Genomic DNA, 9,885 nt, shown 5'->3' on the forward strand with positions numbered 1-9,885 from the left:
AATGTGGAGAGAGCCTTCAGTGGGATCGGCTCCGTCATCATCAAGTTGCGTAACGACGGCGATGTCCGGCGCAACATGTCGTTCCTGCGGCTGCGCGCCCGCACCGTGGACGGCATCGACATCACAAAGGCCCTCTCGGGAACGAGGGCGCCAGATTCACCCCAGAACTGGGTCGACGGCATTCGCTACGAGCTCCGTCAATGAGCGCCCGGCCGAACGAAGTCCGCGCGCTCGCCGACCATCTCACCGCAGCCGGCCGAATCCGCATTGCGCTGCCAGACATTTGGTCGATGTGGAACGTCGCTGCGCCTCGACTGGTCGGCGACCCCCTGCAGGCGCCGGCGCTTCATGAAGCACTGCGGGCCCTCGACACAACGGGGGTGATCAACCTTCCTGTCGGGGCCTGGGATGCCAGTACCTCGCCGCCTCTGCCTCGATCGGTCACCGTTCCCGGCACGCGAGCGCCAGCTCGGCAGCGGCCTTGGACCACCTACCCGTGGCTACCGAGCATGGGATGGGTGGCCTCCCTGCCAACCCTGAGCGAGTCCCGGTACACCCAATTGGTCGCCATCAACGAGTGGCTCGTCCGAACCGCCGGCATCTCCGTACCGATCGTCCCGATGCGCTACCGCTCCGCTGAGCTGTTCGGTGATGAAAAGCAACTCGAGGCCATGATGAAAACGAATCTCTTCGACGCCGGCCGGCTGAGCCTAACCATGCTCGCGTGTACCCGCATTCCCGCGCCGCTGGCGGCTGCACGTGTCGGAGCGGGCCCCGATGTGCTCGTCGTGGAAAACAGCGACCCCTATTGGGTCGCCGTCGAAGTTCTGCGCTCCGAACCTGCCCACCCGGTCGGCCTCGTCGTCTGGGGTGCGGGCAAAGCCTTCCCCTCCCAGGTGCCCACATTGACCGTCGATATCGCCGGGCACGGTCCTGCGCGCGGAACCGTCTGGTACTGGGGAGACATGGACCCGGACGGATTGGCAATCGCTGTTGAGGCACAGCGACTTTCAACGGCGATCAACGGACCGCCGCTTCGCCCCGCACATCACCTCTGGGACGCGATGGCCGACCACCCGGGTCAGAACATCGGCGAGATTAACTGGCCGCCATCCGACAGCGGTCGCGCGTGGCTGGGAGACATTCTGGATACCAGGCTCCAACCCATCCGCGCGGCGCATGCCCGAGTCGCTCAGGAAGCCATTCCCGCAGACGTTATTGCCCATTGGGTCGAAGGACTCCGGGCATGAGCGGAGCAAACGTTTCGAGGCCTGGCTAGGCGATCTTCCGGACTCGGTGAACGCTAGGTTCTCGCTAAGGCTCCGGGGCGATCCGGCCGTGTGAGCCTGCACAGACACTGCCCGGTAGATCGGCCACGCTCAGGCGGTGATACGGGCTCAACCTCACTCAGTAATGTCCGCACTTTGCATCGCTTCCATCCCACGATCGGCTGCCTAACCGAACTAGGGCCCCATTCAAGCGAGGCCAAGTCCAGGGGCGCTACCCAATCATCCGCAACATGGATTACTTGGTCGCGGAGCTCAAGACTGCTCGGTTTCGACGCCTCAAACATTGTTGAGGCAGTTTTCCGATAGGCCACATCAATTTGTCGGGATAGCAAATCGCCGGCGACCCGCCAGTCGTATGCAACCATGTTGGCGTCGCCCTCATGAGTGCTGGTTCCATCAAGGAACCTCTCGACAAGAGCGCCGACGCCGACGCCGTGGAGCGGCAGGCTCAGATAAACCAAAGACGAGACAACTCTTTGAACGGTCATCTCTACGAAAGTGACGCGGGGAAGTTGAACGGCAGTGTCTGACTTCTTGACTACACGAGCCACAACAGAGAACTCCTGCGCAGCCATCTCCACAAGCCGTTGCGCCACGCTCGGCTCGAAGTCGAGATTCGGCTCGGTCTGCTTGACACGCATGCGAGGAATCGACATCGATCTTTCCTCAACCAAACGCAGCGTAACTGCCTTTGTGGGTACCGGGCGATCGAATTCAGAATCGTCCGAATCGGTGACTGCGATGCTGCTACCGGTGCCCGCTACGTCACCGAATTCTGTTGTTGCAGCAGCAAGAATCTCATCGAGGCTTTCACGTCCAAAGGTCAAAACATCAAGTGTGTCGACCTCGCGGCCGCGGCATCGAACTGACCATCCACGTCGACGGCATGACCCTCGACCAAGCCCTGGCGACGGCGCGCGCCGGCGCGGCGGAGGTGATCGACGACGTCGACCTCGTCGGCGTCGAGATCATCACCGAAGACGAGCAACTACGTCGCGCCGAGGACTTCACCGATCCCCAGAATTGATGTCGGCTGCCGAAGTCACTGAAGCAGTCTGAGGACCTGGCGTTCCAGAAGCTATTGCCGGGCGCTGGACCGAAAAACACCGTGACGAAACGTCACTCAACGGAAAACGTGAAGGAGGCGAGCAGCAGGTCAGCCGACTGCCGTCGCTACCAACGGCCTTCGCGCGCGAGTTGAATTCGCAGTCGTAGCAGTTCAGGCGGTCCTTATTTCGTCACACCGATTGCAATCCGCCCAGTGACCTACATTGACAGATACTTTGACAAGGCCGTCGGCGCCAAAACCCATTCCCACCAGGGGAAAAGGCCCAAAACACCTATCCGAGCAGCCTCACGTTGTTTAACAACGAAGAGCGCTTTGTCAATCTTCGTTGCATCTCGACACAAGAAGACTACTGCCGAGCCATGTTGGTGAACCGCGACAGGTGCAACTGATGCGCCACCGTCACCGTACGCGTGGGCCCGTTACGGTGCTTGGCCACAATCAGATCCGCCTCCCCGCCCCTAGGGTCGTCGCGTTCGAAGGCGTCCGGGCGGTGCAGCAGGATCACCATGTCCGCGTCCTGCTCGATAGCGCCGGACTCGCGAAGATCGGCCAGCATCGGCTTCTTGTCGGTGCGCTGTTCCGGGCCGCGGTTCAGCTGGCTCATCGCCACCACCGGCACATCGAGTTCCTTGGCCAGAAGCTTCAACTGCCGGGAGAATTCGGAGACTTCCTGCTGGCGTGACTCGACCTTCTTGCCGGAGGTCATCAGCTGCAGGTAGTCGATCACCACCAGTCGCAGGTCGGACTTCTGCTTGAGCCGGCGGGCCTTGGCGCGGATCTCCATCATCGTCAGGTTCGGCGAGTCGTCGATGTAGAGCGGCGCCTCGCTGATCTCGCTCATCCGCCTGGCAAGCCGAGTCCAGTCGTCGTCGCTCATCCGGCCCGAACGCATATCGGAGAGTTTGATTTTCGCCTCCGCCGACAGCAGGCGCATCACGATCTCGGACTTGCTCATCTCCAGGGAGAACACCACGCTGGAGAGCCGGTTCTTAATTGAGCAGGAGCGCAGGAAGTCCAGGCCGAGAGTGGAGTTGTGCGTCGGGATCATCGTCCGTCCCGCCAGGTAGAGATGGTCGGCATTGTCGACCTCGACGCATCGCACTGGAACACTGGGGATCGGACGGACATCGGTGATCAACCGCGATCCCGACCGGGCGGTCCCGACTCTGGCCCGCCTTTCCTTGTGGGCCTGGGATTTCCGGTGCAGCCGGAACACGTCGTCCTCTGTCGAGAAATTCAAGATGTACGCCGTGGACCGGGTTTCGGACCGTCCGAGAACCCGCTTGGTCGCGCGGTGGCAGCGATAGCCGAGGCTGATTATCAGTTCGAATACATCATCGGCCAGGCGCTGATCGGTCACGCTGAACCGAATGGCACCCCCATTGGTGACGGTCCCATCGGTGTCCAAAAGGCCGGCGAGCAACGCTCGGCGCTGAGCTTCGGAAGCCCGCAGGTAGGCCGGCGGGATGTGCTTGGCGTTGAGGACCCCGACAGATCGAAGGCAGGCCTGCAAAGTCCCTACAGCGTTACGGCAGCCCTGGCATAGCCGCAAACCGCAGGATGGCCCGCCGCAGTGCGAGCAGGTAGGCGACGGAACGGCCGGCGATACGAATCGGGCCCTTCCCCCACACGAGCGACCGCATGTCCGGACCTGGCTCGTCTGCGGAACGAAGGAGTTACCGCATACGACACACTCGCGGGCCTCGACGGCGGGAGCACTCGGCAGACGCAGTCGGTAGCGATACACCGCCGTAGGCGTTTTGGTCGCCTCGATGCCCTCGGCCTCGATGTGCATGATGATCTCGGGATCGGCGGACGTGATCTGCGCGCTCGCGGTTGTTCCATCGCCGAGCCAGGCACCCAGCGTGTAGGGCGGAACAAGTAGGTGCGCCTCGGGCGCCTGGAGCGGACGCGCATTCACGACGGAATGATTGAGCCGGCGGTTGCTGGTCTCACGACGCAGTGTTGCTGCGATTTCCTGCGTTGTACGGATTGCCGCGAAGGTGCGCTGATTCCTAGACCGGTTGTAGCCGACGGCAGCCGACTGAGCCGACTTCCGAGACGCTCGGGTTTCCGTTAGCCACTGGTGCTCAGCGTCGGCAACAATCACCGAGCCGTCGGAGAACTCGACCTCGAAGCAGGGCCGCCCGATCATCACCTCGGTCGCGGCGACCACTCGCGTCGGCATCCCGTCCGCACCGATGAGCCAGTCGCCAACCTTGACCTCGCCCATCGTCGTCCAGCCGGTCGGGGTCGGAAGCGGCGTATCGAGTTTCAACGCCTTCCCCATACCCGGGCGCGCCGCGATCACGATCATCTGCCCCGGATGCAACCCGTTGGTCAGCTCGTCGAGTTCGGTGAATCCGGTCGGCACACCGCGCGCCAGGCCGCCCTGCGAGGCGATCGCGTCGATCTCGTCCATCGTCGGCTGCAGCAGCGCCTCCAGCGGGACGAAGTCCTCGGCGGTGCGCCGCTCGGTGACGTCGTAGATCTCGGCCTGGGCGCGGTCGACGATCTCGTCGACGTCGGCGCCCTCCGCCCCGGCGTAGCCGTACTGCACCACCCGGGTGCCGGCCTCCACCAGCCGGCGCAGCAGCGCCTTCTCCGCGACGATGCCCGCGTAATACCCGGCGTTGGCCGCGGTCGGCACCGTCGAGATCAGCGTGTGCAGGTACGGCGCACCGCCCACCCGGCGCAGCAGACCGCGGCGGTCGAGTTCGGCGGCGACGGTGACCGCGTCGGCGGGCTCGCCGCGGCCGTACAGGTCGAGGACGGCGTCGTAGACGTTCTGATGGGCGGGGCGGTAGAAGTCCCCGGGGCGCAGCCGCTCCAGCACGTCGGCGATGGCGTCCTTGCTCAGCAGCATGCCGCCCAGCACGGACTGTTCGGCGGCCAAGTCCTGGGGCGGCTGGCGGCCGAAATCCTCCGCCGCTGCGGCCGGCCCGTCCATGGTGGGCTGCTGGCCGAGATCGTCTACGACAGCCATCGGGGCGGACCCACCTCCTCGGGATCGAACTCGAGTTCGACTAGCGCGTCTCACGCTACGAACCGGCACTGACAAACAGCGGATTTCGTCGTCACCCACCCCGGCTGACCCATGGAACGCTAAAGGTTGCTGAAGCCAGATGGAACCGGCCCTGTTGGCCAACCTGTTAGCGGTCTGTGGACAGCTGGGGGTAATGGTGTTGGCGGGTTGGGGAAAACCTGTGGATCACTATGAAATTTTGCCGCATCTGTCCACGTAAACCGCAGATTAGCGGCCATCCGGGACTGTGGATGGGAAGTACCCCGGCGTGTCGGTTCACCTTGCCGGTTCGGGCGTGTTGCGTGTCGCCCGCGAGTGCGGGCGGTTAACGTCCGGTTACGTTAGCTGGGTTCCCCGCGGGCACGGCGTTCGCCAGAAACAGGAATCCCCGGGGCGGCCTGGCCGGCCGGCGCCCGGGGATTCCGAAGTCTCGCGTCTAGCCCTGCGCGGCGACGTCGAGAGTCAGTTGCACATCGACCTCGGGGTGCAGGTGGACCACCACCGAGTGGCTGCCGACCTCCTTGATGTGGGCCTTGGGCATCCGTACCGACCGCTTGTCCACACTGGGGCCGCCGGCCTTCTTGATCGCCACGACGACGTCGCCGGCGCTGACCGAGCCGAACAGTTTGCCGGAGTCGTGGGTCTTGACGGCCAGCACCACCGGGCCGAGTCCGGCGATGGCGGCCTTGATCTCCTCGGCGTGCTCGCGGTCGCGCACGGTCTTGGCCTCCCGGGCACGGCGGATGACGTCGGCCTGTTTCTGAGCGCCGCGGCTGGCCGGGATGGCCAGTCCGCGGGGCAGCAGGAAGTTGCGTCCGTACCCGTCCTTGACCTCGACGGTGTCTCCGGCCTCTCCGAGGTGCTCGACCTCGGCGGTGAGAATCAGTTTCATCTCTCGCTTCCGTTCTTGTTCCGCTTGGCTAGCGGGTGGCCGACGTGAACGGCAGCAGGGCGACCTCGCGAGCGTTCTTCACGGCGATGGCGATGTCGCGCTGGTGCTGTACGCAGTTCCCGGTGACCCGGCGGGCGCGGATCTTGCCGCGCTCGCTGATGTAGGTACGCAGCAGCGCGGTGTCCTTGTAGTCGATGTTCTGGCCCTTCTTGGAGCAGAACACGCACTTGCGCGTCTTGATCGGCTTGTCCGGTGCCGGACGGCGCTTGGTCGGTTTGGCTTTTGCCATCTGTCAATCTCTTTCGTTCTCGGAGTTCGCGCGCGGGCGCGGACGGGATCAGAAGGGCGGCTCGTCGTCGCCGCCGCCGAAGGAGCCCGAGGCCGGGGCGCTGCCCCACGGGTCATCCTGGGACTCACCGGAATTCGCCCGGGGTGCGGCGCCGCCGGCGGCGGGTGCGCCGCCGCCGAAGCCACCGCCACCGCCACCGCGAGAGGCCTTGTTGACCTTCGCGGTGGCGTAGCGCAGCGACGGGCCGATCTCGTCGACCTCGACCTCGAAGACGGTGCGCTTCTCACCCTCGCGGGTCTCGAAGGACCGCTGCTTGAGGCGCCCGGTGACGATCACCCGGGCACCCCGGGTCAGGCTCTCGGCGACGTTCTCGGCCGCCTCCCGCCAGATGTTGCAGCGCAGGAACAGCGCCTCGCCGTCCTTCCACTCACCGCTCTGCCGGTCGTAGATCCGCGGGGTAGAAGCCACCGTGAAGTTGGCGACTGCGGCCCCCGAGGGGGTGAAGCGCAGTTCGGGGTCGGCGGTCAGGTTTCCGACGACGGTGATGGTCGTGTCACCGGCCACAAGGTCCTCCTGGGAATCGGTAGATGCGGGTATGCCGTTGCGATGAGCCTAGGCAGGGGCTACGACGGCTTTCGGTCGTCAGTGCTTGTCGGTCCGCATCACCTTGGTCCGCAGCACCGACTCGTTCAGGTTGAGCTGACGGTCGAGCTCGGACACGGTGGCCGGCTCTGCCTTGACGTCGACGACGGCGTAGATGCCCTCGGCGTGCTTGGCGATCTCGTAGGCCAGCCGTCGCCGGCCCCAGATGTCGACTTTCTCCACGGACCCGCCGTCACCGCGGATCACGTTGAGGAACGTGTCCAGGGACGGGGCGACCGTGCGCTCGTCGAGGGTGGGGTCGAGGATGACCATGATTTCGTATGGACGCATGGGAACCTCATCACCTCCTATGGTCGTGTGCGGCCGCGGCGGATTCCGCGGCAGGAGGGTCGCCTGCGTCGGCAACCGGGTCAGGCTACCGCAGGCCCGGCTGATCAGCGAAATCAGCTCCGCTGGGCGCCGTACTCCATGGCCAGCAGCCGGGTGGACTCGGAGGCCTTGGCCAGCGAGCCGGAATCGAACGGCGGCTGCGGGTCGTACTCGATCATCAGCTGGCTGGCCTCGGCGGCCTGCCGGTCGACCAGCAGTTCCACCAGCCGCAACGCCATGTCGATGCCGCTGGACACCCCGGCCGCGGTGATGATCCGCTGCGGCAGGTGCTCGACCACCCGCTGCGGGGTGTAGAGCGCGCCCAGCGATCCGAGTACGTCCTGGCACGACCAGTGCGTCGTGGCGGTCAGTCCGTCGAGCAGGCCCGCGGCGGCCAGGACCAGGCTGCCGGTGCACACCGAGGTGGTGAACAGGGTGTGCGGATGCGCTCCGCGCACCCAGCCGAGCATGGTCTCGTCGCGCATCAGTGCGCGGGTGCCGACCCCGCCGGGGATCAGCAGCACGTCGGGCCGGGGCACCTCGTCGAAGGTGGCGTCGCAGATCAGTCCGAGCATCCCGTTGTCGGTGCGGACCTCGCCGCGCCGGTGCCCGGCGAACACCACGTCGATCGAGGGCACCCGCTGCAGCACCTCATAGGGTCCGATCGAATCCAGCGCGGTGTTACGCGGGAACAGCGCGATCGCTACCTGCATCGGCAACCTCCAGTGCGGGTCGGGCCGGCCGCAGCCGCTGCGGCCACCGGGGCGGGAATGCGTCGGGCGCGCGGTCGAACACTCCGCCGGCCGGGTCGTCGATCCGGCCATCCCAGCGCACCAGATCCTCTGCGGGACGGTAGATCTGGCGGATCACCAAGGCCACCAGGACCGCCACGGCAAGATCGCGCAGCAACACCGTCGTGGTGAACCACTGCTCCGGCAGTCCCTTGTTCTGCTCGCCGTAGAGGTAGTACATCCGCGGCACCCAGACCAGTGCGTCGATCGTCATCCAGGCCAGCAGCACCCGCCGGTGCGGCAGCGCCAGCACCGCCAGCGGAACCAGCCACAGCGAGAACTGCGGGCTCCATACCTTGTTGACCAACAGGAACGCCGCCACGGCCAGGAACAGCAGTTGCGGCACCCGGGGCCGTCTGGGCGCGGTGAGCGCGATGTAAACGACTGCCGCGCAACACAAGCCGAACAACGCGACGACGACGGCGTTGAGCACCACGGGCGGCTGCCAGAAGCCGAGGCCCGGGTCCAGACCGCGCCAGCCGGTGTAGGACTTGACGACGTTGAACAGCGAGTCCATGTCCTGGGTCCGGCGGGTGTTGAGCCGGAAGAACTCCGACCAGCCCCGCGGGTAGAGAAGCATCACCGGCAGGTTGATGGCCACCCAGGTGACCACGGTGATCACCGACGTGCGAAGGGCCTCGGTGAGCCGGCCCGTCCGCACGCCGAGCGCCAGCAGCGGTATCAGGAACAGCACCGGATAGAGCTTCGCGGCGACTCCCAGGCCGATCAGGACACCGGCCAGAACGGGCCGTCTGCGGGCCCATGCCAGCAGGCCGCCGATCGCCAAAGCCGTTGGCAGAGCATCGAAATTGGTGAAGATCTGGAAGATCAGAATGGGCGAGGCGGCCACCCGGGCGGCGTCCCACTCCCGACGCCCGGACAGCATCGCAGTCGCCCACACCGTCGCCAGCCAGGCCAGCGCCAAGCCGAAAGCGCAGATGTTGAAGAACATCACCACCTCGGCCACGCCGTTGAGCACCGGCAGTTTGGTGGCCTTGGCCACCGCGGTGTAGGTCTTGGCCAACGACATCGCCACGTACTGGTAGACCCCGGTGAGCACCGGGTACTCCATGTAGCGCATGGCCGTGCTGCCGTCGTACTGCGTACGCGGCTTGCCCTGGGAGTCCAGTTCCGGCCAGCTGGACTTGTACGGGAACTTGCCCTGGCTCAACAACTCCGCGGTGTACAGCGGCACGGTGTCGGAATAGCACAGCTCGTAGTAGGCGCGCTGGTTCTGCCAGTTGGCCACCCGCTGGTCGGGTGGCCCGTTGCCGACGGTCTGCAGGCAGGCCGCCTTCGTCGACCAGCCCAGCGCCAGCAGCACCAGCCCGATGAGGAACATCGCCCGCAGGGGGGTCAGCACCCGGGTCCGTCCGACCAGTGCGTGCCGGCCCACCGGGCCGCCGACCACCTCGCTGAGCGCCTCGCCGATCGCGTCGGTGCGGCTGGGCAGGTCGCGGTCGTCGGCGGCCCGGTGGGCCGGCACGCACTGGTCGGACGGACCCGGGTGCTGACCCCCCTGCGGGCGATGTTCCTCATCGGGCTGGTGCTGCTGGCG

Annotated in this window: 11 protein-coding genes; 3 read left to right on the plus strand and 8 right to left on the minus strand. The window is 65.7% G+C overall.

All coding sequences use genetic code 11. From position 1 onward, the window contains the following. Positions 1 to 204: hypothetical protein (locus ACKOQ4_RS16965; protein ID WP_526293756.1), on the plus strand; the 204-nt coding region annotated here is incomplete at its 5' end. Beyond that, positions 201 to 1,250, plus strand: coding sequence for a Wadjet anti-phage system protein JetD domain-containing protein (locus ACKOQ4_RS16970; RefSeq protein WP_526293757.1), 1,050 nt, complete (start codon positions 201 to 203; stop codon positions 1,248 to 1,250). The genes ACKOQ4_RS16965 and ACKOQ4_RS16970, both read left to right, overlap by 4 nt. Before the next feature lie 53 nt (positions 1,251 to 1,303). Here ACKOQ4_RS16970 and ACKOQ4_RS16975 read toward each other — a convergent pair whose 3' ends face one another. Then, on the minus strand, positions 1,304 to 2,116 hold the full coding sequence (locus ACKOQ4_RS16975) for a hypothetical protein (RefSeq protein WP_526293758.1): 813 nt from the start codon (positions 2,114 to 2,116) through the stop codon (positions 1,304 to 1,306). 8 nt (positions 2,117 to 2,124) lie between these two features. On the opposite strand from ACKOQ4_RS16975, the gene ACKOQ4_RS16980 reads away from it, so the two are divergent. Beyond that, positions 2,125 to 2,316: a hypothetical protein gene (locus ACKOQ4_RS16980; protein ID WP_526293759.1), complete on the plus strand. Its 192-nt coding sequence runs from the start codon at positions 2,125 to 2,127 to the stop codon at positions 2,314 to 2,316. Positions 2,317 to 2,704: 388 nt separating this feature from the next. Here the strand turns inward: ACKOQ4_RS16980 and dnaB are convergent, their stop codons facing one another. From dnaB to ACKOQ4_RS17015, 7 genes are all read right to left on the minus strand, one after another. Next, on the minus strand, positions 2,705 to 5,344 hold the full coding sequence (dnaB, locus tag ACKOQ4_RS16985) for a replicative DNA helicase (protein ID WP_526293760.1): 2,640 nt from the start codon (positions 5,342 to 5,344) through the stop codon (positions 2,705 to 2,707). 475 nt (positions 5,345 to 5,819) lie between these two features. Next, complete coding sequence (gene rplI / locus ACKOQ4_RS16990) at positions 5,820 to 6,275, minus strand: 50S ribosomal protein L9 (RefSeq protein WP_526293761.1); 456 nt, start codon at positions 6,273 to 6,275, stop codon at positions 5,820 to 5,822. Between the two features lie 28 nt (positions 6,276 to 6,303). Next, positions 6,304 to 6,564, minus strand: a complete 261-nt coding sequence (rpsR, locus tag ACKOQ4_RS16995; protein ID WP_526293762.1) for a 30S ribosomal protein S18 — start codon at positions 6,562 to 6,564, stop codon at positions 6,304 to 6,306. A 48-nt stretch (positions 6,565 to 6,612) separates the two neighbouring features. Continuing rightward, positions 6,613 to 7,128 carry a single-stranded DNA-binding protein gene (locus tag ACKOQ4_RS17000; RefSeq protein WP_526293763.1) on the minus strand — a complete coding sequence of 172 codons (516 nt, stop codon included), beginning with the start codon at positions 7,126 to 7,128 and terminating at the stop codon, positions 6,613 to 6,615. Positions 7,129 to 7,206: 78 nt separating this feature from the next. Then, positions 7,207 to 7,497: a 30S ribosomal protein S6 gene (gene rpsF / locus ACKOQ4_RS17005; RefSeq protein WP_526293764.1), complete on the minus strand. Its 291-nt coding sequence runs from the start codon at positions 7,495 to 7,497 to the stop codon at positions 7,207 to 7,209. A gap of 113 nt (positions 7,498 to 7,610) precedes the next feature. Beyond that, positions 7,611 to 8,249, minus strand: coding sequence for a DJ-1/PfpI family protein (locus tag ACKOQ4_RS17010; RefSeq protein WP_526293765.1), 639 nt, complete (start codon positions 8,247 to 8,249; stop codon positions 7,611 to 7,613). After that, a complete protein-coding gene (locus ACKOQ4_RS17015; protein WP_526293766.1) occupies positions 8,218 to 9,813 on the minus strand; it encodes a glycosyltransferase family 87 protein in 1,596 nt (531 codons plus the stop codon). The genes ACKOQ4_RS17010 and ACKOQ4_RS17015 overlap by 32 nt, the downstream gene beginning before the upstream one ends. Positions 9,814 to 9,885 lie beyond the last annotated feature (72 nt).

This window comes from Mycobacterium sp., assembly GCF_046095365.1.
Classification (GTDB): domain Bacteria; phylum Actinomycetota; class Actinomycetes; order Mycobacteriales; family Mycobacteriaceae; genus Mycobacterium.

What these genes read in the sequence shown, in the direction of transcription:
- ACKOQ4_RS16970 (WP_526293757.1), top strand. Translation starts at nt 201, where the DNA reads ATGAGCGCCCGGCCGAACGAAGTCCGCGCGCTCGCCGACCATCTCACC.
- dnaB (WP_526293760.1), bottom strand. Translation starts at nt 5,344, where the DNA reads ATGGCTGTCGTAGACGATCTCGGCCAGCAGCCCACCATGGACGGGCCG.
- rplI (WP_526293761.1), bottom strand. Translation starts at nt 6,275, where the DNA reads ATGAAACTGATTCTCACCGCCGAGGTCGAGCACCTCGGAGAGGCCGGA.
- rpsR (WP_526293762.1), bottom strand. Translation starts at nt 6,564, where the DNA reads ATGGCAAAAGCCAAACCGACCAAGCGCCGTCCGGCACCGGACAAGCCG.
- rpsF (WP_526293764.1), bottom strand. Translation starts at nt 7,497, where the DNA reads ATGCGTCCATACGAAATCATGGTCATCCTCGACCCCACCCTCGACGAG.
- ACKOQ4_RS17010 (WP_526293765.1), bottom strand. Translation starts at nt 8,249, where the DNA reads ATGCAGGTAGCGATCGCGCTGTTCCCGCGTAACACCGCGCTGGATTCG.